The organism is Streptomyces sp. NPDC037013 (genome assembly GCF_055607265.1).
Map to the genome: position 1 here is coordinate 297,071 of NZ_JBVJRV010000007.1, position 25,047 is coordinate 322,117.

The 25,047-nt window shown below is 71.1% G+C and carries 20 protein-coding genes and 1 pseudogene; 6 read left to right on the forward strand and 15 right to left on the reverse strand.

Annotated features, from left to right (window positions below; genetic code table 11):
* Positions 1-21: 21 nt before the first annotated feature.
* Both ACZ7DY_RS26750 and ACZ7DY_RS26755 read right to left on the reverse strand, forming a co-directional pair.
* Positions 22-2,646 (reverse strand): bifunctional FO biosynthesis protein CofGH, encoded by a 2,625-nt coding sequence (locus ACZ7DY_RS26750; protein WP_471139217.1) that lies wholly within the window; start codon positions 2,644-2,646, stop codon positions 22-24.
* A 133-nt stretch (positions 2,647-2,779) separates the two neighbouring features.
* Entirely contained in the window at positions 2,780-3,664 is an 885-nt protein-coding gene (locus ACZ7DY_RS26755; protein ID WP_471139219.1) for a TIGR03619 family F420-dependent LLM class oxidoreductase, read from the reverse strand.
* A gap of 120 nt (positions 3,665-3,784) precedes the next feature.
* On the opposite strand from ACZ7DY_RS26755, the gene ACZ7DY_RS26760 reads away from it, so the two are divergent.
* Entirely contained in the window at positions 3,785-4,231 is a 447-nt protein-coding gene (locus ACZ7DY_RS26760; RefSeq protein ID WP_471139221.1) for an ankyrin repeat domain-containing protein, read from the forward strand.
* Positions 4,232-4,378: 147 nt separating this feature from the next.
* Positions 4,379-5,923 (forward strand): CehA/McbA family metallohydrolase, encoded by a 1,545-nt coding sequence (locus tag ACZ7DY_RS26765; protein WP_471139223.1) that lies wholly within the window; start codon positions 4,379-4,381, stop codon positions 5,921-5,923.
* Between the two features lie 12 nt (positions 5,924-5,935).
* On the opposite strand, the gene ACZ7DY_RS26770 is transcribed toward ACZ7DY_RS26765, so the two are convergent.
* The 11 genes from ACZ7DY_RS26770 to ACZ7DY_RS26820 form a co-directional block, all read right to left on the reverse strand.
* Complete coding sequence (locus tag ACZ7DY_RS26770; protein WP_471139226.1) at positions 5,936-6,565, reverse strand: hypothetical protein; 630 nt, start codon at positions 6,563-6,565, stop codon at positions 5,936-5,938.
* A 47-nt stretch (positions 6,566-6,612) separates the two neighbouring features.
* Positions 6,613-7,245, reverse strand: coding sequence for a hypothetical protein (locus ACZ7DY_RS26775; RefSeq protein ID WP_471139228.1), 633 nt, complete (start codon positions 7,243-7,245; stop codon positions 6,613-6,615).
* Entirely contained in the window at positions 7,232-7,645 is a 414-nt protein-coding gene (locus ACZ7DY_RS26780) for a hypothetical protein (RefSeq protein ID WP_471139229.1), read from the reverse strand. Before ACZ7DY_RS26780 ends, ACZ7DY_RS26775 begins: the two co-directional genes overlap by 14 nt.
* 9 nt (positions 7,646-7,654) lie before the next feature.
* Positions 7,655-8,980 carry a hypothetical protein gene (locus ACZ7DY_RS26785; protein ID WP_471139230.1) on the reverse strand — a complete coding sequence of 442 codons (1,326 nt, stop codon included), beginning with the start codon at positions 8,978-8,980 and terminating at the stop codon, positions 7,655-7,657.
* Positions 8,981-8,984: 4 nt separating this feature from the next.
* Positions 8,985-9,284, reverse strand: coding sequence for a WXG100 family type VII secretion target (locus ACZ7DY_RS26790; protein WP_471139233.1), 300 nt, complete (start codon positions 9,282-9,284; stop codon positions 8,985-8,987).
* Positions 9,285-9,425: 141 nt separating this feature from the next.
* A complete protein-coding gene (locus ACZ7DY_RS26795) occupies positions 9,426-10,928 on the reverse strand; it encodes an aldehyde dehydrogenase family protein (RefSeq protein ID WP_471139234.1) in 1,503 nt (500 codons plus the stop codon).
* Positions 10,925-12,664 carry an N-acyl-D-amino-acid deacylase family protein gene (locus ACZ7DY_RS26800; protein ID WP_471139236.1) on the reverse strand — a complete coding sequence of 580 codons (1,740 nt, stop codon included), beginning with the start codon at positions 12,662-12,664 and terminating at the stop codon, positions 10,925-10,927. The genes ACZ7DY_RS26795 and ACZ7DY_RS26800 overlap by 4 nt, the downstream gene beginning before the upstream one ends.
* A 519-nt stretch (positions 12,665-13,183) precedes the next feature.
* Positions 13,184-14,311: an LLM class flavin-dependent oxidoreductase gene (locus tag ACZ7DY_RS26805; RefSeq protein WP_471139239.1), complete on the reverse strand. Its 1,128-nt coding sequence runs from the start codon at positions 14,309-14,311 to the stop codon at positions 13,184-13,186.
* Between the two features lie 159 nt (positions 14,312-14,470).
* Positions 14,471-15,256, reverse strand: coding sequence for an SDR family NAD(P)-dependent oxidoreductase (locus ACZ7DY_RS26810; protein ID WP_471139241.1), 786 nt, complete (start codon positions 15,254-15,256; stop codon positions 14,471-14,473).
* Between the two features lie 62 nt (positions 15,257-15,318).
* On the reverse strand, positions 15,319-16,242 hold the full coding sequence (locus ACZ7DY_RS26815; RefSeq protein ID WP_471139244.1) for an LLM class F420-dependent oxidoreductase: 924 nt from the start codon (positions 16,240-16,242) through the stop codon (positions 15,319-15,321).
* 376 nt (positions 16,243-16,618) lie between these two features.
* Complete coding sequence (locus tag ACZ7DY_RS26820) at positions 16,619-17,839, reverse strand: amidohydrolase family protein (RefSeq protein WP_471139911.1); 1,221 nt, start codon at positions 17,837-17,839, stop codon at positions 16,619-16,621.
* A gap of 296 nt (positions 17,840-18,135) precedes the next feature.
* Between ACZ7DY_RS26820 and afsR the strand changes: the two genes are divergently transcribed.
* Complete coding sequence (afsR, locus tag ACZ7DY_RS26825; protein WP_471139247.1) at positions 18,136-21,117, forward strand: SARP-family global regulator AfsR; 2,982 nt, start codon at positions 18,136-18,138, stop codon at positions 21,115-21,117.
* 203 nt (positions 21,118-21,320) lie between these two features.
* Entirely contained in the window at positions 21,321-21,494 is a 174-nt protein-coding gene (locus ACZ7DY_RS26830) for a hypothetical protein (protein ID WP_471139249.1), read from the forward strand.
* Positions 21,495-21,905: 411 nt separating this feature from the next.
* On the opposite strand, the gene ACZ7DY_RS26835 is transcribed toward ACZ7DY_RS26830, so the two are convergent.
* Both ACZ7DY_RS26835 and ACZ7DY_RS26840 read right to left on the reverse strand, forming a co-directional pair.
* Positions 21,906-22,913, reverse strand: coding sequence for an endonuclease domain-containing protein (locus ACZ7DY_RS26835; protein WP_471139251.1), 1,008 nt, complete (start codon positions 22,911-22,913; stop codon positions 21,906-21,908).
* Positions 22,914-22,992: 79 nt separating this feature from the next.
* Positions 22,993-23,844, reverse strand: a complete 852-nt coding sequence (locus ACZ7DY_RS26840) for an ATP-grasp domain-containing protein (RefSeq protein WP_471139252.1) — start codon at positions 23,842-23,844, stop codon at positions 22,993-22,995.
* Between the two features lie 71 nt (positions 23,845-23,915).
* Between ACZ7DY_RS26840 and ACZ7DY_RS26845 the strand changes: the two genes are divergently transcribed.
* Both ACZ7DY_RS26845 and ACZ7DY_RS26850 read left to right on the forward strand, forming a co-directional pair.
* Positions 23,916-24,545, forward strand: coding sequence for a hypothetical protein (locus tag ACZ7DY_RS26845; RefSeq protein ID WP_471139255.1), 630 nt, complete (start codon positions 23,916-23,918; stop codon positions 24,543-24,545).
* Positions 24,546-24,662: 117 nt separating this feature from the next.
* Positions 24,663-25,037 (forward strand): annotated as a pseudogene (locus ACZ7DY_RS26850) (VOC family protein); the annotation flags it as partial.
* Between the last annotated feature and the right edge of the window lie 10 nt (positions 25,038-25,047).

Sequence of the window (25,047 nt, forward strand, 5' to 3'; positions counted from 1 at the left end):
CCCGCCCCGGCCGCACAGCCCCTACGGCTCAAGCACCGGCAGCAGTTCCGGCAGGTGCCCGTCCGACGCCTCGGCCGCCCGCCGCCGCTCCTCGGGCACCTCGCCGTAGAGCGTGGTGCGCGGCTTGGCGGGGCGGCCCGCCGCGTCCGCGATGGCGACGAGGTCCTCGATGGAGCGGTACGAGCCGTAACTGGAGCCCGCCATACGGGAGATGGTCTCCTCCATCAGCGTCCCGCCCAGGTCGTTCGCGCCGGACCTGAGCATCTCGGCTGCGCCCTCCTGGCCGAGCTTGACCCAGCTGGTCTGGATGTTGGGGATCAGCGGGTGCAGCAGGACGCGCGCCATCGCCGTCACCGCGCGGTTGTCGCGGGTGGTGGGGCCGGGGCGGGCGATCCCCGCCAGGTAGACCGGCGCGTTGGTGTGGATGAAGGGCAGCGTCACGAACTCCGTGAACCCCGCCACGCCCTTGGCGAGCGCCGACTCCTGCATGGCGGCAAGCGTGCGGAAGTGGCCGAGCCAGTGCCGGGGCTGGTCCACGTGCCCGTACATCATCGTGGAGCTCGACCGGATGCCGAGCTCGTGGGCGGTGGAGACGACCTCCTTCCACGTGGCCGTCGGCAGCTTGCCCTTGGTGAGGATCCAGCGCACCTCGTCGTCGAGGATCTCGGCGGCCGTGCCCGGGATCGAGTCGAGCCCCGCCTCCTTGGCGGCGGTGAGCCATTCGCGGATCGAAAGGCCCGTCCGCGTCGCGCCGTTGACGACCTCCATCGGCGAGAAGGCGTGCACGTGCATGCCCGGCACGCGCTCCTTCACCGCCCGCGCGATGTCGAAGTAGGCGGTGCCCGGCAGGTCGGGGTGGATGCCGCCCTGCATGCAGACCTCGACGGCGCCGACGTCCCAGGCCTGCGCGGCCCGGTCGGCGACCTGGTCCAGGGAGAGCGTGTAGGCGTCGGCGTCCGTCCTGCGCTGCGCGAAGGCACAGAAGCGGCAGCCGGTGTAACAGACGTTGGTGAAGTTGATGTTGCGCGTGACGATGTACGTGACGTCGTCGCCGTTGACCGTCTTGCGGATGTCGTCCGCGACCGAGCAGAGCGCGTCGAGCGCGGGCCCGTCCGCGTGCAGCAGCGCCAGCGCCTCGTCGTCGGTCAGCTTCGTCGGGTCGTCGGCCGCCTGCTTCAGGGCCGCGCGCACGTCGCCGTCGATGCGGGAGGGCACCATGCCGGGCGCGGCCTGCTCGCGCAGCGCCTCCCAGTCGCCGTACACCTCGTCGAAGTCCTCGCGCCGGTCCGAGGTGCGGCCGTCCGTGTCGATGGTGCGGTGCAGGTCGGTGCGGCCGGACGAGGCGACGTACCCCTCGTCGGGCTCCTGCCAGGGGTGGCCCTCGACCACCGCGTCGGGTCGGGCGAGCCCGGTCTCCGGGTCGGCGAGGGCCCGCAGGTGCGGCAGGAGGCGCGGGTCGAGCCAGGGCTCGCCGCGCCGCACGAACTCCGGGTAGACGCAGAGGCGTTCGGCGAGCGTGAAGCCGGCCGCCGCGGACCGCTCGGCGAGCTCCGCCAGCCGCGGCCAGGGCTTCTCGGGGTTGACGTGGTCGATGGTGACCGGGGAGACGCCGCCCCAGTCGTCGATGCCGGCGCCGATGAGCCGCTCGTACTCGCCCGCGATGAGGTTCGGCGGCGCCTGGATGTTGCCCGAGGGGCCCATGATGTGCCGGGCCACGGCGATCGTCGCCACCAGGTCGTCGATCTCGGCGTCGGGCATGCCGCGCATCGCCGTGTCCGGCTTGGCGCGGAAGTTCTGGATGATCAGCTCCTGGATGCCGTGGTAGGAGCGGGCGACGCGGCGCAGCGCGAACAGCGAATCGGCGCGCTCCTCGTACGTCTCGCCGATCCCGATGAGCAGCCCGCTGGTGAACGGCACCGACGAACGCCCCGCGTCCTCCAGGACGCGCAGCCGGACCGCGGGCTCCTTGTCGGGCGAGCCGTAGTGCGGCATGCCCGGCTCGCTCCAGAGCCGCTCCGAGGTGGTCTCCAGCATCATGCCCATGCTGGGCGCGACGGGCTTGAGCCGCTGGAAGTCCGTCCAGGTCATGACGCCCGGGTTGAGGTGCGGCAGCAGCCCCGTCTCCTCCAGGATGCGGATGGAGATGGCGCGGACGTAGGCGATGGTGTCGTCGTACCCCTCGGCCTCCAGCCACTCGCGCGCCTCGGGCCAGCGGTCCTCCGGCTTGTCGCCGAGGGTGATGAGGGCCTCCTTGCAGCCCAGTTCGGCGCCGCGCCGCGCGATGTCGAGTACCTCGTCCGGGGACATGAACATGCCGTGCCCCTCGCGCCGCAGCTTGCCGGGCACGGTCGCGAACGTGCAGTAGTGGCACTTGTCGCGGCAGAGCCGGGTGAGCGGGATGAACACGCTCTTCGAGTACGTGATCACGCCCGGCCGGCCCGCCGCCGCCAGGCCCGCGTCGCGCACCCGGGCCGCGGACGCCGTCAGGTCGTCGAGGTCCTCGCCGCGCGCCTGCAGCAGGACGGCGGCCTCCGTCACGTCGAGCGCGACGCCGTCCCTGGCCCTTCTGAGCGCGCGCCGCATGGCGTTGGCGGTGGGTGGTCCGGCCTGCGGGGGCTGCGCGCTGTTGGTCATGTCTCCGAGCATACGAGCGAGAACACCGGCCTCCCACGGATACTTCCGCCTGCGCGGAAACCCCTGTACCCGCACGTCACTGTGGCCACACGGGAAACATCACTCTGGTCACACCGGAAACATCACTCCGGTCACACGGGAAACTTCACCGCCCCACATACCGGCCGAGCCCGTCGAGATACCGGCCGAGCCCGTCGAGCGCCGCGCACACCTCCGCCTCCCCGCCGGGCGGCAGCTGCACGATCACCTCGTTCACCCCCAGATCCGCGTAGTACGCCAGCTTTCCCGCGTCCGGCTCGACCGCCGTCACCGCCACATACAGGTCGCCCGCCTCGCGCCCCGCCCCGGCCCACGCCTGCCGGAGCACCGGCAGCGCCTCGCGCAGACCACTGCCGCCGACGGGCATCCAGCCGTCCGCGTACTCCGCGACGTGCGCGAAGAGACCCGGCCCCGCCGCCCCGCCGATGAGCGTGCGCGGCCCGTACAGCGGGCCCTTCGCCGGCCGCTTGCGGGGCGTCCGCCGCGGCTTCGGATGCACCTCGCTCGCCCGTACGGCACCGAACTCGCCCTCGTACGGCAGCGGATGGTCCGCCCACAGCGCCCGCATCACCGCGAGCCGGTCCCGCACGACAGCCCGCCGCCGCGGCCACGGCACGCCGTGGTCCTCGGCCTCCTCCCGGTTCCAGCCGTAGCCGACGCCGAGCGTGACGCGCCCGCCCGACAGGTGGTCGAGGGTCGCGATCTGCTTGGCCAGGTCGATGGGGTCGTGCTGGGCGACCAGGGCGATGTTCGTGCCGAGCGCGATCCGCTCGGTGACGGCGGCGGCCTGGGCGAGCGCGATGAACGGGCTGAGCATGCGGGCGCACTCCGGCGGCAGGTCACCACCCGGGTAGGGGGTCTCGCGCGGGACCGGGATGTGCGTGTGCTCGGGAAGGTAGAGCCCGGCGAGACCGCGCCGCTCCACCTCCTCGGCCAGCCGTATCGGACCGATCGTCCTGTCGGTCAGGTAGAGCGTCGCGGAGATGCGCACGATTCCTCCGAGCGTGTCCGGGAGTGTCGGTCGGTGCGGGGCACTCTTCCTATCCCCGGAAAGTCGGTTGGTCCATGGCTGGGCCCTCATTGGCCTGGGTCCCTCATTAGCCTGGCGCCGGTGAACAGACGCAAGCAGAAGAAGCTCACCCACCGGCTGGTGTGGGCGGCGGCGGTCGGCGACACCACGACCGTCCGGGCCGTGCTGCGCACCGGCGTCGACCCCGAACTGCCCACCGCCGAGGGCACGACGGCCCTGTACGCCGCGTCGGTGCACGGCGCCGCCTCCACGGCGCGGGCCCTGCTGCGGGCGGGCGCCCGCCCCGACACCGAGAGCGCCGGCCCCACGGAGGGCACCGCGCTGTGCGCGGCCGCCGCCTGGGGCCACCACGCCGTGGTGGCCGAACTCCTCGCCCACGGCGCCGCCCCCGACCTGCGCGAGGACCACGGCACGGGACACACGCCGCTGTGGTGGGCGCGCCACGGCGCCGGGGGGCCGCACCCGCGGACGATCGCCGCGCTGCTGGCGGCGGGAGCAACGGACTCACCGCCCGGCAACCGGGCGTAGATCCCCCCTCCCCCCCCCGCCCGGCAACCGGGCGTAAAACCGCCAACCACCTTCCCTTGAGGCGCGGTTCACGGCTCAATACCAGGGTTGCACGCACCACCCATGTCATCCCACCCATGTCATCACCGACACCCTGGGAGCCGCAGCATGTGCGAGGACCTCCACCCGCGACACGCGGGACTGAACCGGCGCGGACTGTTCGTGACGGGAGCCGCCGCCGCGCTTACGTTGGGAACCGTGAGCTTCGCCGAAGGCGCCGAGGGGCGCGGTCCCGCGCGGGGCGGGGCGCCGGGTACCAAGGAGACGAGAACGGTGCGCGGCACGCTGCCCACCGGCTCCCCCGACTACGTGTATCTGCCGGTCGACGTGCCGCGCGGAGTACGGGAGTTGCACGTCGCGTACACCTACCAGAAGCCAGCCGTGCCGCCCGGCACCCAGGGCAACGCCCTCGACATCGGCGTCTTCGACGAGCGCGGCACCGATCTCGGCGGCAAGGGATTCCGCGGCTGGTCCGGCGGCGCCCGCACCGAGTTCTTCATCCGCGCCGACGACGCGACGCCCGGCTACATCCCCGGCCCGGTCCGCGAGGGCACCTGGCACATCGCGCTCGGCCCGTACACCGTCGCCCCCGAGGGCCTGCCCTACGAGGTGACGATCACCCTCACCTACGGGACGCCGGGCAGGACCCCGAAGCCGGCCTACCCGCCCGAGCGGGCCAAGGGCCGCGGCCGCGCCTGGTACCGCGGCGACTGCCACCTGCACTCCGTCCACTCCGACGGCAAACGCACCCTCGCCGAGATCGCCGCCCTCGCCCGCGCGGCGGGCCTGGACTTCATCAACAGCTCCGAGCACAACACCCACTCCGCCCACGCCCACTGGGCCGAACACGCGGGCGGCGACCTGCTGATCATGGTCGGCGAGGAGGTGACCACGCGCAACGGCCACGTGGTCGCCCTCGGCACCGACCCCGGCACCTTCGTCGACTGGCGCTACCGGGCCCGCGACAACCGCTTCGGCAAGTACGCCCGTAAGGTCCGCGAGGCGGGCGGCCTGGTCGTCCCCGCCCACCCGCACGCCACCTGCGTCGGCTGCAACTGGAAGTTCGGCTTCGGCGAGGCCGACGTCATCGAGGCGTGGAACGGCGTGTACACCCCGGACGACGAGATCGCCCTCGCCGACTGGGACAGCACCCTCGTCGCCTCCGTACGCGGCGGCAGGCCCTGGATCCCGGCGATGGGCAACAGCGACGCCCACCGCGACCCCGACCGCATCGGCGGCCCGCAGACCGTCGTCCTCGCCGACGACCTGACCCGCGAGGCCATCCAGGACGGCCTGCGGCGCGGCCATTCCTACGTCGCCGAATCGAAATCCGTCGAGCTCACCTTCTCCGCGGCGGGCGGCCGCGGCCACCACGCGGGCATCGGCGACCGCCTCCACGTCGACCGCGACACCCCGGTGACGGTCCGCCTGACCGTCAAGGGCGCCCCAGGCTGCACGGCCCGCTTCGTCACCGACCAGGGCGTCCTGTACACGAGCCCGCCCCTGCCGGACTCGGGCGCGGGCACGGTGGAATGGCGCACCACGGCGTCGTACGCGGCGTACGTCCGAGCGGAGGTCCGCCACCCCGCGACAACACCCCCACTCCCCGGCGCCCTGACGGCATTCACCAACCCGATCTTCCTGGGCGACTGACCCGAGCCGCCCCTACCCGGGAAGCCTGAGCGTCCGCGCGAAGTCGTCCAGAGGCTCCGTCACCGCGGCGATCAACTCCGGATCGTCGTGGTGCCCGCGGAGCTGGACATCGGGGAGACCGGCCGGGGTGTGCCAGTGGTACGACACCGAGGTCATCATGACGGAACTGTCGGCGGGGTAGGACCGGGTGACCCGGACCCCGTCCGCCCCGAGGTGGGGCGAGGCGAACGGAACGCTGCCGCTGCGCTGCTGCCACTCGGGGATCTCCGGATGCGGCACCGCGAGCGCGGCGCTCCCCTCACAGGAGACCGCGTCAGGGGCATCACAGTGGATACGGGTGGCGTGCACCACCAGCGGCATATAGGTCAGCGGAACGGGATGGTAGATGAACGCCTCATCGGCCTGGAGCTTGTCCCGCAGCGTGACGATCATCCGCTCGTAGAAACTCTTGTGGAACCGACGGAGTTTACGGGTGAGTTCGACGTTGTGCGCGGCGGCCAGATCAGTCAGAGACGCGTCCAGCCAGTCCTTGAACGTCTTCTTGTCCATCTGGAGCCAGAGGTAGCCCCAGAGGCCCTTGTTGGCATCCGTGTCGATGTGAAGCGCACCGAGGTCGGCGCTCCACAGGGTGCCTTCAGACATGAGCGGTCTCTTTCATCAGGACGCGGACAGCGGGGACGGGATCGCCATCAGGCATAAGACCAGCGGAACGTGCTCATGACGGCGTCGAACAGCTCCACGAGCGTGTCGTAGAAGGCGGGATCAGAGCCGGGCGCGATCAGCGCGCTGAAGGAGAAGGCGAGGTACTGGTCGGGTGTGCTGTCCGGAACAGGTACGAAGTACTCGACCCGACGGTGAGCGACATCGACGCCCTGGGCCGCGTCCGCGGCTACATCCCGCTCCGATCGCAGGGCTGCGGTGTCGTCCAGCTCTCGCATCTCAGCGCCAGGGGTGACGGAGGCGAGCGCCGCCAGGACCGCTTCCGGGCCGCTCCCGATCCTGACCCCCGGAATCTCGATCGGTTCGGAGGCCACGATCGAGACGGGCAGTGCGACGCCGTGGAGGCGTTCGGTGGGGAGGTAGAGGGTCATGCCGCCCTTTGCCCGGGCCCGTCGTACGACCTTCTTCATCTCCTGGAGGAGCTTCAGCCGGGCCTTGGGAATGTCGTCCTTGGGGAAACCGGCCGGGAGCTGTCCGACCGCCTTGCGGACGATGCGGTCGATCGCCTCCTGGGTACCCGTGCGCAGCGGAATCACGTCCCAGCCGGGCGGCGGCACCAGGTTGAAGCCGTTCGGGGTCCGGCGCTGCTCAGCGATGGCCACGGTGCTCCCGCGTGACTTCCACGGCATAGGCAATGCCTACGAAGAGTGCCCACGCCGGGGCGGTGATCATGCCCGGCCAGAAGCCGAGCATCAAAGAGGGCAGGAAGAAGCCGCCGCCCATGGCCAGATCCCGGGTGAGGTAGGGCGGACGATCCGCATATCGCGGGTACTTCCCGAAGACCCAGACATAGTGGAGGAGACAGCCGATGATCCCGGCCTCATAGACGTAAAGAACGTCATCTCTCAGGAATTTCGGCACGAGAATCATGATCCCGATGACCGGAAAGACCAACGGCATTCCGATGAACAGAGTCAGCCTGAGCCGCCGGTTGGGGCCGGTTCCGAGGCCCGTGCGGGCAGCTTCGGCTTCGGCGATGCGTTGCGCAGAGTGCAGGTCCATGATCACGCCTTACCAGTGAGTGTCGGGGGCGGGCTTCAGGGTGTTGTCCTTCCAGTCGGAATACCCCTGGTTGTAAGGCTTCTCGCCGGTTCCGAGGTTTTCGTGTGTCCAGCTCGTCATGTCGCTCTTGCCCAGCACCTTGTCCGTGGCGTCCATCCCCATGCCGGCCCATGCGACACCGAGGCCCGCCTGGTAGGACCTGTACGCCTTGTCCGCGGCGGCCCCGGCAGCCTCCGGAAAAGCAGCTCTGTTCGCCTTCAGCATCTTGGCCATGCCGGCCATTTCCTTGTCGCCGAGGTGCAACAGGGTCGACAGCGGGCTGACCTGCAGAGGCCCCTTGGCCACCAGGCCCACGTTCTGGGAGATGGACTTGCGGATGCCGTTCCGGGCCGTACCGATGACCTGTCGCCCTGCCCCTTCGGGCATTTTGGACATCAGCCGTCCCATGTCGTCCAAGACACCCTTGACGCCACTGAGCCCGCGGCTCAGGCCGGCAGTCCGGGCCGCCTGGGCGGCACCCACGGTGGCCTTGGCCCCGCTGGCGAGCTTCGCGGCGGCCCCGAGGCCGCCCACGACGAGCAGCCCGCCCACGACATCGAAGATGACGTCCGTCCAGGTGGCATCACCGGACGCCACCAGCAGGAGTCTCAGCACGATCGTCAGCGCCGCGATCCCGAGGACGAGAAGGTTCAAGCCGGGAATGGCGAGCGCCAGAAAGCCCGCGAACGTCGCGACCCAGCCGAGCACGTCCATAAAGGCCTTGATCAGGTCCGCATTGTCATGGACCCAGCCCTTGATGTCGTCCCACCACGAGTCCTCGATCACGTCGTCGATCTCGTCACGGATCTCGCCCGCGTAGTGGTTGGCGCGGGTGTCCCGGTCACTGGTGACGGTGTGCAGGCGGGTTCGGTACGACTCAAGGGGGTCGTCCGGTGCGTCCTCGTCCTTCGAGCCGGACTTCTTGGCCTTGTCGGCCTCGACCTCGTCCTGCTTCTCCTTGGCCTGGCGCAGGATCTTGTCCGCGTCGCTCTGGAAGTCCTCCAGCTCGTTGGACCACTTGGTCAGATGGCCGTGCACCCGCTCATACCGCCCGGCCACCTCCCGCATGTGCTTCTCCAGCGTCGAGGACTCCTCGCGCAGGGACGTCACGTACTTGCCCTTGAGCGTTTCGTCGTCGCTGATCGCCTTGAGGTTCCGCGCCTGGTCCCGGAGCTTCCCGGCCACCGAGATCATGTGCTTGACCTCGTCGCGGATCTCCTCCGGATCACCGGGAACGGGATCGGAGTCGCACAGCGGCTGCCAGTCCACCGGACGGCGCTTGGATGTCGGTGTCATGGCGTCACTTCTTCTGCTGCTTCTTGCCCGTCTTGGCCAGCTTCTCGTCGAGGTCCGCGAACGCCTTCTTGCTGCCGGTCACGAGCTTGCCGACGGAGTCGATGGACTCGACGAGCTTGGTGCGGTAGTCGTCCCAGTTGTCGACGAAGTCCTCCATGGCCCCGGCGACGGCACCGGAGCCCCAGTGCTCCTTCATGTCGTCACGGCGGTTCTCGATGTCCTCGAAGGTCTTCTTGAGCTGGCCAAGCTTGCGCTCGCAGTCCGCGAGGAAGTCATAGTCGACCGTCAGGTCCGGGTCGCCCATGCCGTTCCGTTCCCCCTGTTGAGACAAAAGTTCCGACCAAGACGACTGACGCTAGTGGTGGGGGCGGTGGTTTCGCCAGAGCGAACTTTTTCTCGGGGACTGCAAAGTGGGGCATATGGTGCGGAGGGGGTTGTCGCCCGCTCACCCCGGCCAGACCAGGGACTGGAGTTCGCTGTAGGCGTGTAGGGCGTATGAGCCGACGTCGCGGCCCACTCCGCTCTTCTTGAAGCCGCCGAACGGGGCCTCCATGTTCCGGCCGATCGTGTTCACGCCGACTCCGCCCGCGCGCAGCCGGCCCGCCACCCGGAAGGCCCGGGCGACGTCGCCCGACCAGACGTAGTCGATGAGGCCGTAGTCGCTGTCGTTCGCGAGGGCGATCGCCGTTTCCTCCGCCTCGGCCGGGGACGCGGCGTCGAAGGGGACGACCGCCACCACCGGGCCGAAGATCTCCTCCCGGACCACCCGCATGTCGGGGGTGCAGTCGGCGAGGAGAGTCGGGGCGACGTAGAACCCCTTGGTGAACGCCGGGCGTTCACCGCCCGTGACCAGGCGCGCGCCCTCCTTGCGGCCGAGGTCGACGTACGCCTCGACGCGGTCGCGGTGGGCCGCCGAGATCACCGGGCCCACGACGGTGCCCTCCGCCGCCGGATCACCCACCCGCAGGTGCCGGACGTACGCCGCGAGCTGCTCCACCAGCCGCTCGTACACGCCCCGTTGGGCGATGACGCGGGTCGGCGCCGTACAGATCTGGCCGCTGTAGAAGGAGAACGTCGTGCCGATGCCCGCCACCGCGGACGCCAGCCCCGCCTCCCCCACGTCGTCGAAGACGATCGCCGCGCCCTTGCCGCCCAGCTCCATCAGCTGCCGCTTCAGATCGCGGCCGCACACCTCGCCGATGCGCCGCCCGACCGCCGTCGACCCGGTGAAGCTCACCATGTCGACGTCCGGCGAGGCCACGGCCTCCTCGCCGACGGCCGTGTCCGTGCCCGAGACGACGTTCACCACACCGGGCGGGACGCCCGCCTCCGCCAGGGCCGCCGCCATCCCGTAGACGGACAGCGGGTCCTGCGGGGCCGGCTTCACGACGACCGTGTTGCCCATCGCGAGCGCCGGCGCCACCTTCCCCGCCGGGTTGGCCCAGGGGTTGTTGTAGGAGGTGATGCAGGTGACGACACCGACCGGCCGCCGGACCGCGAGCGCCCCCATGACGCCCGCCTTCCCGAACGGCCCCGCCTCGTTGATCTGCGGCGGGAGCGCCTCCTCGACCGGTTCCAGCGCCCCCTTCGCGTACCGCTCGAAGCGCGCCACCGCCACCGCCACCTGCATGCCGCGCGCCGTGCCGGTCGTCGCGCCGCTCTCCGCGCCGGCCAGCTCGGCGTACTCGTCGAAGTCACGCCGCAGCACGGCGGCCGCACGCTCCAGGATCGCCGCCCGCTCCGCCGGCTCCGTGCGCGACCAGCCCGCGAAGGCCTCGCGGGCCGCCGACGCCGCCGCCCTGACCTGCCCGCGGCTCGCCTCCGGCGCGAGACCGACGACCTCCTCGGTGGCCGGGTTAACCACCTCGTAGTGCCCGCCCTGCGGTTCGGTCCACTCGCCGCCGATGAACAGCCGGCCGGGCCGCCGGACCCGCGAGACCCCGCTCACCTGGTGCTCACCGTCCGGGTGTCGCGCCCGGAGCGCAACACCTTCCCCGGCACGGCCCCCGTCACCACGTCGTCGCGGATCGCCTCGACGCCGTTGACCCAGACTGCCTCGACACCGATCGCCCTGGAGTCCAGGCGCGGCGAGTCACCGGGCAGATCGTGCACGAGCGTGGCCTTGCCCGCGTCGATCCGCTCCGGGTCGAAGAGGACCAGGTCCGCGTGGAACCCCTCGACGATCCGCCCCCGCTCGCGCAGCCCGAAGAGCCGCGCCGGGTCGTCGGTCAGCATCTTCACGGCCTGTTCGAGTCCGACCAGTTTCCGCCCCCGCAGACAGTCCCCGATGAACCGCGTCGTGTACGGGGCCCCGCACATGCGGTCCAGATGCGCGCCGGCGTCCGAGCCGCCCAGCATGACGTCCTCGTGCTGCCAGGTCTCGGCGCGCAGCGCCCACGAGTCGGGGTCGTTGTCGGTGGGCATCGGCCACAGCACGGTGCGCAGTTCGTCGTTGGCGCAGATCTCGACGAGGCAGTGGAACGGCTCCTGTCCGCGCTCGGCCGCGATGTCGCCGACCACGCGCCCGGTGAGGCCCTCGTTCGCGTCGGAGTACGTGTCTCCGATGACGTACCGGTCGAAGCGGGCGAGGCGCCGGAAGACGCCCGCCTCCTTGCTGCCGGCACGCCGCAGCATCTCGGCACGGACGCCCGCGTCACGCAGCTTCGCGATCCGCTCGGGCACCGGCAGGCCGAGGATGTCGCCCCAGCCCGGTATGAGGTTCAGGGCGCAGAACGTGCCGAGCGACATGTTCATGGGCGTGAGGATCGGCATGGTCAGCGCGACGACGCGGCCGCCCGCCTTGCGGGCGCGCTCACTGGGCACGAGCTGGCGCGGCACGCGTTCGGGAACGGCGGCGTCGATGGTGAGCACGTTCCAGTTGAGGGGCCGCCCGGCGGCCGCGCTCATCTCCACGAAGAGATCGATCTCCTCGTCGCTGAACTGGTCGAGACACCCCGCGACGATCGCCTCCAGCTGCGTCCCCTCGTGCTCGGCGACCGCCCGGCTGAGCGCGAGCAGCTCGGCGGGGCGCGCGTGCCGGGACGCCACGGGCTGCCCGTCGCCGTCGGAGTGGGTGGAGGACTGGGTGGTGGACAGCCCCCACGCCCCCGCGTCCATCGCCTCGTGGAAGAGCCGCAGCATCTCGTCCAACTGCTCGGCGGACGGCTGCCCGCCGACCGCGTCCGCGCCCATCACGTACCGACGCAGCGCGCAATGCCCCACCATGAACCCGGCGTTGACGGCGATGCGCCCCTCCAGGGCGTCCAGATACTCGCCGAACGAACTCCACGTCCACGGCGCGCCCTGCTCGAGCGCGACCAGCGACATGCCCTCGACCTTCGACATCATCCGCCGCGTGTAGTCGGCGTCGCCGGGCCGGTCCGGGTGGAGCGGCGCGAGCGTGAACCCGCAGTTGCCGCCCGCGACGGTGGTCACGCCGTGGTTGAGGGAGGGCGTCGCGTACGGGTCCCAGAAGAGCTGGGCGTCGTAGTGCGTGTGCGGATCGACGAACCCGGGCGCGAGCACCCGCCCCCGCGCGTCCTCACTGGTCCGCGCCTCCTCGGCGACGGCACCCGGCTCGGCGATCACGGCGATCCGGCCGTCGCGCAGCCCGACGTCGGCGGTGTACGCGGGGGCGCCGGTCCCGTCGACGACGGTCGCGCCCTTGATGAGGTGGTCGAGCATGACGGGAAGATCCCCTTCCAGGGTGTGCGGACGGGCCGGGGTGGGGGTGTGGGGGGTGTGGGGTGTGGGGTGTGGGGGCTTCAGCCCGTCCGGCGGACGGACAGGCCCGGGGTGCGGGGGGATTTCAGCCCGTCCGGCGGGGGGGGCGGGTTTCCGAGGTGTGGGGGGATTTCAGCCCGCCCGGCGGGAGGCGGGCCTGGGATGCGGACTTCCGGGGTGCGGGGAATTCCAGCCCGTCCGGCGTGGGTGCGGGCTTCCGGGGTGCGGGAGGATTTCAGCCCTTCCGACGTGGGTGCGAGCTTCCGGGGTGCGGGTGGATTTCAGCCCTTCCGACGTGGGTGCGAGCTTCCGGGGTGCGGGTGGATTTCCCGTCCGGCGTTTGAGGACGAGCCCGGAGGGCGATGAACCGGGGGCCCGGGGGCGGAGCCCCCGTGACGGCAACCCCGTGCGCACCGCCCCCCGTCCGGCCAGGACCCCGGCCTCCGTCCGGGAGGGGAAGCCGGGGCCGGTCCAAGAGGACTACGCGCCCGCCGCCTTACGGAACCGCGTGGTCCGGTGCACCGGATCCGTGTCGATCTTCGGAATCACGTGCTCACCGATCAGCTTGATCGTGTTCTTCGTGTCCTCGGGCGAGATCCCGATCGGCAGCCCGAAGCTGAGCTGGTCCGCGCCGGCCTGCTCCCACCGCTTGCACTGCGTGAGCACCTCGTCCGGGTCGCCGCAGATCATCAGCTCCTCGGCGATGAGCAGCTCGATGATCTCCTCGCTGTACTCGGGGAGCAGTTCGGGCCACTGGGGGATGCCCTCGGGCCGCGGGAAGGTGTCGTGGTAGCGGAAGAGCAGCGACTGGAGGTAGTTGAGGCCGCCGCCGACGGCGATCTCGACCGCCTTCGCGTGCGTCTCGGCGCAGATCGCCGTGGACGTCACCATGACGTTGTCGTTGACGAAGTCGCCGATCGCCTCGGCCTCCTTGACGGCCGTCTTGTAGGACTCGACGACCCACTCCATGTCGGAGACCTTCTGCACGCTGAACCCGAGGACCCCGAGCCCCTTCTTGCCCGCCATGGCGTACGAGGAGGGGGACCCGGCCGCGTACCACATGGCCGGATGCGACCTCCCGTACGGCTTGGGCAGGATCTTGCGGGGCGGCAGGGACCAGTGCTTGCCCTGGAAGCCGACGTACTCGTCCTGGAGCCACATCTTGGGGAATTCGGCGATGGTCTCTTCCCAGATCTCCTTGGTGTGGTTCATGTCCGTGATGCCCGGCATGAAGCCGAGGATCTCGTGCGAACCGGCACCGCGCCCCGTCCCGAACTCGAACCGGCCCTCGGAGAGGTGGTCGAGCATGGCGACCTTCTCGGCGACCTTCACCGGATGGTTGACGGGCGCGAGAGGGTTGAAGATGCCCGAACCGAGGTGGATGCGGTCGGTCGCATGGGCGAGGTATCCGAGGTAGACGTCGTTGGCGGAGAGGTGCGAGTACTCCTCCAGGAAGTGGTGTTCGGAGGCCCAGGCGTATTTGAAGCCGGACTTGTCCGCCTGGATGACGTACTCGGTCTCCTCGATGAGCGCCTTGTGCTCCGCTTCGGGGTCGACCTTGGCCCGCTGGGCGGGCACGTATCCCTGTACAAAGAGACCGAATTCCAAGGAGGTTCACCGTCCTCGTGAGGATCCGACGGTTTCTGACGACCCGTCAGATTGCGATGCGTCGACTGTTTCACCGGCGCGGGAGAGCGTCAATAGCTGATGCAGCGTCAGGACAAGCGGATCCGAGGGCCGGGCCGGGCCGGTTAGCGCCGGGCCGGGTCACATGATGCTGACGCCCGCCAGCCAGCCGCCGTCGATGACGAACGGCTGCCCGGTGATGTACGCCGAGTCGTCCCCCGTGAGGAAGAGCGCCAGGGCCGCGACCTCCTCGGGCCGTCCGATCCGCCCGAGCGGCACCAGCTTCCTGTACAGCTCCGCGACCGCCTCCCGCGCCGCCTCGGGGTCGGCGTCCGGGTCGAGCTGCGCGGGGTTGGTCATGGGGGTGTCGACCGCCCCCGGACAGACCGCGTTGACCCGGATCCGGCGGCCCGCGAGCTCCACGGCGGCGACCCGGGTGAGGCCGAGGATGGCGTGCTTGGTCGCGGCGTACGCGCCGACGAACGCCATGCCCGTCAGAGCGGTGTACGAGGCCGTGTTCACGATGGTGCCGCCGCCCGCGGCGCCGATCTCGGGGGCGACGGTGCGGATGCCGAGGAAACAGCCGATCTGGTTGACCTGGATGATCTGCTGGAACTCCTCCAGCGGGGTGCTGACCAGCTCGTTGAAGCGGAGGATGCCCGCGTTGTTGACGAGGCCGTCGATCTTCCCGAAGGCGCCCTTGGCCGCGTCGACGGCCCGCCGCCAGCCGGCCTCGTCCCCCACGTCCAGGTGGACGTAGCGCGCCGACCCCTCCCCCAGCTCCTTGGCGAGCGCCTCGCCCTGCTCGTCGAGGACGTCGGCGATGACGACGCGGGCCCCCTCCTCCACGAAGAGGCGCGCCTCCTGTTCGCCCTGCCCGCGCGCGGCGCCGGTCACGATGACGACGCGGCCGTCCAACTTGCCCATGCGTACTCCCTGATGGTGGTCGGTGCGGTGGGTCGCTGGTGCGGTGGTGGTCGGTGCGGTCGTCAGTCGTTGAGGTGCGGGGCCACGTCTGCCGCGAACGCCGCCATCTGGTCGGTGAGTTCGGTACGGCTCCGGCTGCGGAAGCGCACCTGGATCTGGTCGACGCCCATCGCGGCGTACTCCCGCAGGGACTCGGCGAGCGCGTCGGGCTTGCCGGCGAGCGTGCGGCGCCCCACGGGCCAGGCGGGCTCGCCCACGTGGAGGACCTCGGTGATGGCGCCGACGGTGATCGGCGCCTCGATCCCCGCCGCCTCCCGCAGCTGCCGGAGGCGGGCGATCTGGGCGGGGAGCTTGTCGCGCGGATCGCCCTGCGGGAGCCAGCCGTCACCCCGGGTCGCGGCGCGGCGAACGGCGGCCGGGGACGAGCCGCCGACCCAGATGGGTACGTGCGGCTGGGCGGGGCGGGGACGCTGGCCGAGGCCGCTGAAGTCGTAACGGTCGCCGTGGTGTTCGGGGTACTCGTCCGGGCCGAGGGTCGCCTTCAGCGCGTCGACGGCCTCGTCGAGGATCGGCCCGCGCCGCTCGAAGTCGACGCCGAGCACCTCGAACTCCTCCCGTACGTGCCCGGCACCGACCCCGAGGATCAGCCGGCCGCCGCTGAGGTGGTCGAGGGTCGCGTACTGCTTGGCGGAGACGAGCGGGTGCCGCAGGCCGACGATGGCGACGTGGCTCATCAGGCGGACGTTCTCGGTGGCGGCGGCGAGGAAGGAGAGGGTGGCGACGGGGTCGTACCAGATGGTGCTCATGGCGTCGGCGAGGCGGTGGGGGATGGCGACGTGGTCGCAGCCGGCGATGTAGTCGAAGCCCTCGCGGTCGGCGGTGCGGGCGATCGCGACGAGGTCGTCGGGGGTGGCGGTTTGTTCCCACGCCTCGGCGTAGAGCGAGCTCTGCGACTGGATCGGGAGCTGCATTCCGTATACGAGCATGGAGGTCCCACTCCTCTTACGTATCTGACGCTACGTCACTTCGTCGCACGCCCGCCCATCGTGGTAGCTGACGGGCCGTCAGGCAAGAGGTGGGGCGGGGCACGGGGTGCTGTGGGCGGGTGCGGGTGGGCTTGGGCTCGTGTCTGCGCCCCGGGTTCGGATGTGGGTGCGGGGCCGCGGGGGGTGTGTGCGTACTCGCCATCCCTGCGCCACGCCGCACGAACAAAGACGCCAGCGACTCCTCGGTGCTCCGTTCGCACAAACCCCCACGTCCCCTCCCGTTTCGGGGGCGGGTGCGGGCCGGTGGGGGTATCGCCGCGAGGCCCCCGGGGCGGGCTCCGCATCACGGGACATGCCCCCCGGCGCCCCCCCTTTTTTACGCCCCCGCCCAGAGTCCCTCCGCCGTAAGGCCGAGGAGGTCGATCGCGTTGCGGCGGACTATGCGGTCCACCACGTCCGGGGCCAGGTGGCCCATCTGCTCCTCCCCCACCTGCCGTGACTTCGGCCAGGTGGAGTCGGAGTGCGGGTAGTCCGTCTCGTACAGGACGTTCCCGACGCCGATGGAGTCGAGGTTCCGCAGGCCGAAGGCGTCGTCGAAGAAGCAGCCGTAGACGTGCTCCGTGAAGAGTTCGGACGGCGGACGCGTGACCTTGTCCGCGACGCCGCCCCAGCCGCGGTTCTCCTCCCAGACGACGTCGGCGCGCTCCAGGATGTACGGGATCCAGCCGATCTGGCCCTCCGCGTACATGATCTTCAGGTGGGGGAAGCGTTCGAACTTGCCGCTCATCAGCCAGTCCACCATCGAGAAGCAGCAGTTGGCGAAGGTGATCGTGGAGCCGACGGCCGGCGGCGCGTCCGCCGAGGTCGACGGCATCTTGCTGGACGAGCCGATGTGCATGGCGACGACCGTGCCGGTCTCGTCGCAGGCGCGCAGGAAGGGGTCCCACGCGTCGGTGTGGATGGACGGCAGCCCGAGGTGCGGCGGGATCTCGGAGAAGGCGACGGCCCGCACCCCGCGCGCGGCGTTGCGCCGTACCTCCGTGGCGGCGAGTTCGGCGTCCCAGAGGGGGATGAGGGTGAGCGGTATGAGGCGGCCGCGGGCCTCGGGGCCGCACCATTCCTCCACCATCCAGTCGTTGTACGCCTGGACCGCGAGGAGTCCGAGTTCGCGGTCCTTCGCCTCGGTGAACGTCTGGCCGCAGAAGCGGGGGAAGGTCGGGAAGCAGAGAGCGGACTGGACGTGATTGACGTCCATGTCGGCGAGCCGGTCGGGGACGCTGAAGGAGCCCGGCCGCATCTGCTCGTACGTGATGACCTCGAGTTTGATCTCGTCCCTGGCGTAGCCGACCGCGGTGTCCAGGCGGGTGAGCGGGCGGTGCAGGTCCTCGTACACCCACCAGTCCCCGATGGGCCCGTCCTCGCCCTTCTCCCCCATCACCGGGGCGAACTTTCCACCCATGAAGGTCATTTCCCTCAAGGGGGCGCGGACGATCCGGGGGCCGCGGTCCCGGTACTTCGACGGGAGCCGGTCACGCCAGACGTTGGGGGGTTCGACCGTGTGGTCGTCCACCGAGATGATCTTCGGGAAGCTCTCCATGGTCTCCATACGGCCCACGGTAGCGTCGATCTGACGACCCGTCAGCTACTCGGGCGCGGCCGCCTGAAGCGGTACCGCCACCGCCCCCCGGCCGCCCGGGCGCCGCCGGTGGCGGGAAAGCGATGCGGAATGTCGTGCGAGGACCCTGTGAGAGCCGTCTCGCACGGCTGACGCATCCGCCATGAACAAGGCAAACTGGCGGGGAGCAAGAACCGAGCAAGGACTACGGAGCACCACCGCGGGCGGGCAGACCCGCGACCGGCAGGATCGGGAACGGCAGGGCGGCAGGGGGAGCGATGGTCGATGTACCGCGCGTACCGGAGCAGCGGCGTCCGGCCCCGGGGGAGACCCCCGGGGAGCGGACCGAGGGGCACCCCCCCGAGGTCCTGGCGTCGCGCTTCAGCGTGCTCGGACCGGTGCGCGCGTGGCACGGCTCTGAACAGCTCAACACCGGCTCCCCCCAGCAGAGGGCCCTGCTCGCGGCCCTCCTCCTGCGGGACGGCCGCACGGCCACGGCCTCGGAGCTGATCGACGCCCTCTGGGGCGAGGAGCCCCCGTCGCAGGCGCTGGCGGCGGTACGGACGTACGCCTCCCGGCTCCGCAAGGTGCTGCCCCCGGGAGTCCTCGTCAGCGAGGCCGGCGGGTACGCGATCCAGGCCGCGGACGGCGCCCTGGACCTGGCCGTCGCCGAGGACCTGTGGGCCGCCGCGGAAAAGGCCCGCGGCGTCGGCGACCTCTGCCAGGCGCGCACGCTGGTCAACAAGGCCCTCGGCCTGTGGGACGGCGAACCCCTGGCCAACGTCCCCGGCCCCTACGCCGAGACCCAGCGCACCCGCCTCGACGAATGGCGCCTGCAACTCATCGAGTCCCGGCTCGACATGGACCTGGAACAGGGCTGCCACGCCGAGGCCGTCTCCGAGCTGACGGCACTGACGGCGGCGCACCCGCTCCGCGAACGCCTGCGCGAACTGCTGATGCTCGCCCTGTACCGCAGCGGCCGCCAGGCGGAGGCCCTCGCCGTCTACGCCGACACGCGCCGCCTCCTCGCCGACGAGCTCGGCGTGGACCCGCGGCCCGGACTCAAGGAACTCCAGCAGCGCATCCTCCAGGCCGACCCCGGCCTCGCGGAGCCCTCCGCGCCCGCCCAGGAACCGGCGGCGACCGTGGTGCGCCCGGCCCAGCTCCCCGCGACGGTCCCCGACTTCACCGGGCGCGGCTCCTTCGTGGACGAGCTCAGCGACATCCTCTCCGCCGCCGAGGGCCGCGTGATGGCGGTCTCGGCGCTCGCGGGGATCGGCGGCGTCGGCAAGACGACCCTCGCCGTGCACGTCGCCCACGCGGCCCGCGCCCACTTCCCCGACGGCCAGCTCTACGTCGACCTCCAGGGCGCGGGGGCCCGGGCCGCGGAACCGGAGACGGTCCTTGGCGCGTTCCTGCGCGCCCTCGGCACGGCGGACTCGGCGATACCGGACTCCCTGGAGGAGCGGGCCGCCCTCTACCGCTCGGTCCTTGACGGCCGCCGCGTCCTCGTCCTCCTCGACAACGCCCGCGACGCGGCGCAGGTGCGGCCGCTGCTGCCGGGCATGGAGGGCTGCGCGGCCCTCGTCACGAGCCGCGTCCGGATGGTCGACCTGGCCGGCGCGCACCTGGTGGACCTGGACGTCATGTCCCCCGAGGAGGCCCTCCTCCTCTTCACCCGCATCGTCGGCGAGGAGCGGGTCACCTCGGAGCGCGAGGCGGCCCTGGACGTCGTGGCGGCCTGCGGCTTCCTGCCGCTCGCCATCCGGATCGCGGCGTCCCGCCTCGCGGCCCGCCGCACCTGGACGGTCTCCACGCTCGCGGCGAAGCTGGCGGACGAGCGGCGCCGCCTGGACGAGCTCCAGGCGGGCGACCTCGCGGTCAAGGCGACGTTCGAACTCGGCTACGGCCAGCTGGAGCCGGCCCAGGCCCGCGCCTTCCGCCTCCTCGGCCTCGCGGACGGCCCGGACCTCTCCCTCGCGGCGGCCGCGGCCGTCCTCGACCTCCCCCTGGAGGAGACCGAGGACGTCCTGGAATCCCTGGTGGACACGTCCCTGGTCGAATCGGCGGCCCCCGGCCGCTACCGCTACCACGACCTCGTACGCCTCTACGCGCGTTCGTGCGCCGAACGCGACGAACAGCCCCCCACCGAACAGCACGCGGCGATGTCCCGCCTCCTCGACTTCTACCTGGCCTCGGCGGCCCGCGTCTACGCGATAGAGCGGCCGGGGGACCGGACGGTGGACCACCTGGAGGTCACGGAGCACGCGGGCCAGGACTTCACCGACGACACGAAGGCCCTGGACTGGCTCCACTCGGAGGCGGCGTGCATCCTGGCGTGCGTCCAGCAGTCGCTCGGGCCCGGGACGCTGCGGCGAGCGGTGGACCTGCTGCTGGCCTCCAAGGACTTGGCGGAGTCGGGGGCGAGTTCACTCCGCTACGAACTGGCCACGTCGGCGGCGCGGGACGCCGCGGCGGCGGCAGGGGACGCCCACGCCGAGGGACGGGCCCGTGTCAGCCTCGCTCAAGTGATCATGCGCATCGGCGGCCACTTCGAAGCGGCCTCCCGCGAACTGGAGCGTGCCGCGCAACTGGCTCTCGAGTCACAGGACCCTTGGACCAGCGGAAATGCTCCGAACGAGCAGGGGATCACCGCCGCCTGCATGAAGCAGTACGCCGCGAGCGAGAGCTTTTTCCTCAAGGCCATCGAAGCCTTCCGTGCCGACGAGAACCGCCCCGGGGAGGCAAGTGCGCTGTGCAACCTCTCCCGTGTCCTCGTCTCGGTCGGGCGTACCGGCAAGGCGATCGAGATCGCCGAACAGGGCGTGGACATCTACGACGACCTCGGACTCACGCTCCGCCTGGCCAACGCGAAGTACGCCCTGGGGATCGGGCTCAGCCATGCCGGCCGCCATTCAGAGGCTCTCGACCAACTCACGCACGCCCTACAGATGTTCGTGGAGAATCGACAGCGGCTGTGGGAGGGCACTTCCCACTACCGGATCGCTCAGGTACACCTTCAGGCCCGTCGGCCGGCACAGGCGGCGAAGCACGCGGAACAGGCTCTCGCCACCGGCTGCATCGGCGGCGACTGGATGCGTGCCAACGTTCTGACCGTGTTGGGGAAGTCCCTCGACAGCCTCGGGCAGCTGGACCGGGCGCGGGCCTGCTGGCAGGAAGCACTGGCCCTCCACGAGGGTGCCGGCGCGGTGGAAGCCGACGAAGTGCGGGCGCTCCTCGACCCCGTCGCGGCCGCCTGATACGGGCCGCCCCGGCGTTCATCGAACGTTTATGGGCGGCTGCCACTCTCTACCTATCGATCCGTCGCGTCGGGGGGCAGACGGGTCGCATGGGGCCCCACAGCTAAGGTGAGCGGCCCAAGAACGCCCGTTCGGCGGCCCTCGGGGGAGCTGCCGAACGGGTGTTCTGCCCCAGACCTGTCGCATCCCGAGGAGTCGCCACCATGAGCGAAGTCCAGAAGAACATCAGCATCAAGCGGGACGGCCACATGCCCGCCCCGCCCACGGACGGCACGGCCACTCCGCAGCGCGACGGCCACATGCCGGCCCCGCCCACGGAGGGCATCACCACCCAGAGCGACGGCCACATGCCCACCCCGCCGGCCGAGGACGCCTGAGACTTTCATCCCGACGGGGGTCGGCCGCGGCGGCGCGGAGGGGGAGCCGTCGCGGCCGACGCATGTCCGAACACGGGCGCACGAGGTTTACCGCCCGGCCGCTCTATGGAACCGAACGCTTGGCCGCCCCTTCGTCAGGGCACCGGGCATTGGGTATCCGCCTCTCCAAGGAGCTGGAATGTCACGTACGAAGCAGATACTTGCCACCTTCGCCGCAGCAGCCGCAGTCGCCTGCGCGGTCGCTTCTCCGGCTCTGGCCGACAGCCACATGCCGACACCGCCGGAGAACAGCTCGCCCGCCACGATGGGTGACAGTCACATGCCGGCCCCACCACTGAATGCGGCCCACGCACCGACCGGCCCTCAGGCCTGACAAGACTCAACCACCGAAAATTCTCACCTCCCTCCAGATCACCCCAGGTCACGTGCCCGGCCCGTGAGACTTTCCTGCACCCAGCCTCGGCCTCGTTGTCGTTGGCCCCAGCCTGTGCGGGTGAGCAGGGCCGTGCGGACGTGGGTCACGAAGCGGTCGGGGTGGTGGAAGACGTCCTCGGCCGTGAAGCGGAGCACCGTCTCGATCTCGGGGCACATCCCGAGCTCGTTGAAACGGGCCAGGTCACGGTGGTGGGCCTCGCGCGTGCCGTGGTACGGGTAGCCCTCGATCTCCACGGCCACCCCCTCGTCCCGGAAGAGGAAGTCGGGGCGCACGCAACGCCCCGCCGGAGTGTGCAGCACCGCCTGGGACTCCGGGCGCAGGCCCGCGTCCCGCAGACGCAGGCGGGCGAGGGTCTCCGCCGGCGAACCGGCGGCCGGGTCGGCGAGCGCGAGCCACTTCCGCGCCCGTGCCGCACCCGGCAACGGGGCCTCCAGAGCCGCGCGCACCACGTCCGGGCCGTCGACCAGCGGCGCCCGGCGGACACCGCCGACCCTGCGGTGGCCGAGCGCCGAGTCGAGCGCGACCAGCGCCCCGTCACGGGGGCCGCGCCGCAGCAGGTCCGCGAGCGTACGCGGCACCGTCGTCACCCTCAGGCCGCGCACCACGGTCACCTCCTCGGGCGGCAGCGCGAGCCAGTGCACCCGCGCGCCCGCCTTGCGGCGGCGGCACAGAGGGTCCGTGAACTCCACCGCATCGGCCGGCACTTCGATCCGCCACAGCTCCGCCGCGGAGAGGTGGCTCGCCACCAGCCCCGGCGTGGTCAGCTGGCCCGCCCACTGGCGCAGCGGCACGTCGGGCGTGCGCCCCGGTTCCGCCCAGCCGCCCCCGGGAAGACGCGTCCACCCCTCGGCGGCCAGCTCCCGGAACAGCCTGTTCCGCGACCAGCCGGCCTCCCTCGCCCAGCGGGTGAGCAGCACGCCCTCGACGGCCAGCTCCCGCAGCGCGGGCCGGGGCCGCGCCTCCGTCTCGCGTGAATCCCCCATCCCGTAAGGCTGCCGCATGACGGGGTGGTGTGGGTTTGGCTGTGGATAACTCCCGAACGGCCCCGGAAAGGAGCAGGGGCTAGGCGGGTGCTGCCAGGGAGTTCTTCAGGGTCGTCACGAACCTTTCCCTTGTTCTGTCGTCCACCAGGTCCAGGGACAGGTACGGGTTGAGGTCCTCCAGTTCGACCAGGAGGAGTTCGCCGGTCCTCGTACGGCAGGCGTCCACGCGCTGGATGCCGTGGTCGATCGTGTTCCACTCGATGAAGCGCTGGGCGAAGGCCAGGTCGGCGGGGGTGGGGGCGTACCGCTCCAGGTGCCAGCGCCGGGCGGGGTCGGGGGCGTACAGGGCGTACTGGAAGGTGCGGTCGACGAAGTAGAACGAGACCTCGTACGCGAAGTCGATCCGCGGCTGGATCAGCAGGCTCCCGGGCTCCGCGTCGACGGGCAGGTCCTCCCGCGCCACGAACTCCAGGCCGATCGAGTCCGCGCCCAGCTTCGGCTTCACCGCGTACGTGGGCGTCTCGGGCAGGCGGTCCACGTGCCGGGAGTCGTCGACCGTGGGGATCACGGGCAGGCCCGCCGCCGTCAGGTCCAGCAGGTACTGCTTGCCCACCATGTCCGCCCGGCCGGTGAGCCGGTTGTACACGCGGGTGCCGGCGCGGGCCGCGCGCTCCTTGAAGTCGTCCCAGGCCGCCGCGTAGTTGAGGACCGGGCCGCTGTTGCGGACCACCACCGTGTCGAAGGCGCCCGTCTCCACCAGGGCCGCCGCGTCCAGCGGGTGGCAGAGGGCCACGTCGAAGTCCTCGCGGAGGCGGGTGGTGAGGTAGATGTCCTCGTCGCAGTAGCGGCGGCCCTTCGCCTGGTAGGCGAGGTCCGTCACGAAGAGGATCCGGGGGCGGGGGTGGGGAGTCTGTACGTGCGGGTTGCGCATCGCACAATCGTTGCAGAGGCGCACGCATGGTCGTGACCGGGCGGTACCGGCCCCATGGCAGAGTCATGGACATGGTCGCCACATCCGCGCCCCGACGCGCCCCGCACCGAAGACGCCTCGCCGTCCCCGCCCTCCTCCTGACCGCCACCGCCGTCCTGGCCGGCTGCGGCGACGAGCGCCCCAACGCCGCCTCGGCCGACACAGCCACAGACGCCCCGGCCGCAGGCCCCACGGCCGCGGAGACCTCGCCGGGCGCCTCCCCCTACGTGGAACCCGGAGTCGTCGACGGCGCGCCCCACAACGGGGACAACAACGCCTACCGCCGCCCCGGCGACACCTCCCCCGCCGACCTGAAGGCCGCGCAGGCCGAGGTCGCCCGCATGGAGCCCGTCCTGAAGCGGCTCTGGCGGCAGAAGAAGTGGGATCCGGACAGCGTCCGCACCGCGCTCACCGGCAAGCTCGGGTACGAGGTCCGCAAGACGACCGGCAGGGGCGAGCTGCTCGGCGGCGAGCTCGATGTGCGGGACATGTACCCGCGTTACGAGAACAGCGAGTACATCACCCCCGAGGGCACGATGATCGGCCTCTACGTGGGCGACGACGCCTGCGTCACCGCCTTCGTACAGAAGACCAACTACGAGGTGAAGGCCAACGGCCGGTACATGGAGACCGGCTGCATCGAGCCCCCGACCGGCCACTGAATCGCAGAGGAGGAGGGGGCCGGGGGGACGGGTGGGGATACGGAGGCGGGGAGGCTCAGGGGTCCCGCCCCTATATTCCGTGGACAGCTTCCCTCCGCCGGGCCGATAGTGCAGCCCATGGTTTCCCGTGTGCGCCACCTCACCTTTGATTCCCACGACGCCTACCGCCAAGCGGCCTTCTGGGCCCAGGTCCTCGACGCGTCGCTCGACGACGACCACCACCCCGGTGATCCGGAGGTCCTCGTCGAGGCCGACGGCATCGCGCTGCTCTTCGTGACAGTGCCGGAGGGCAAGACCGTCAAGAACCGGCTGCACGTCGATCTCCAGCCGCAGGACCGCAACCGCGACGCGGAGGTCGAGCGGCTCCTCGCGCTGGGCGCGAAGCAGGTCGCCGATCACCGGCGGCCGAACGGACGGGGCTGGGTCCTCCTCGCCGACCCGGAGGGCAACGAGTTCTGCGTGGAGTGCGGCGCCGAAGAGCGCGCCGCCATCATCGCCCGGG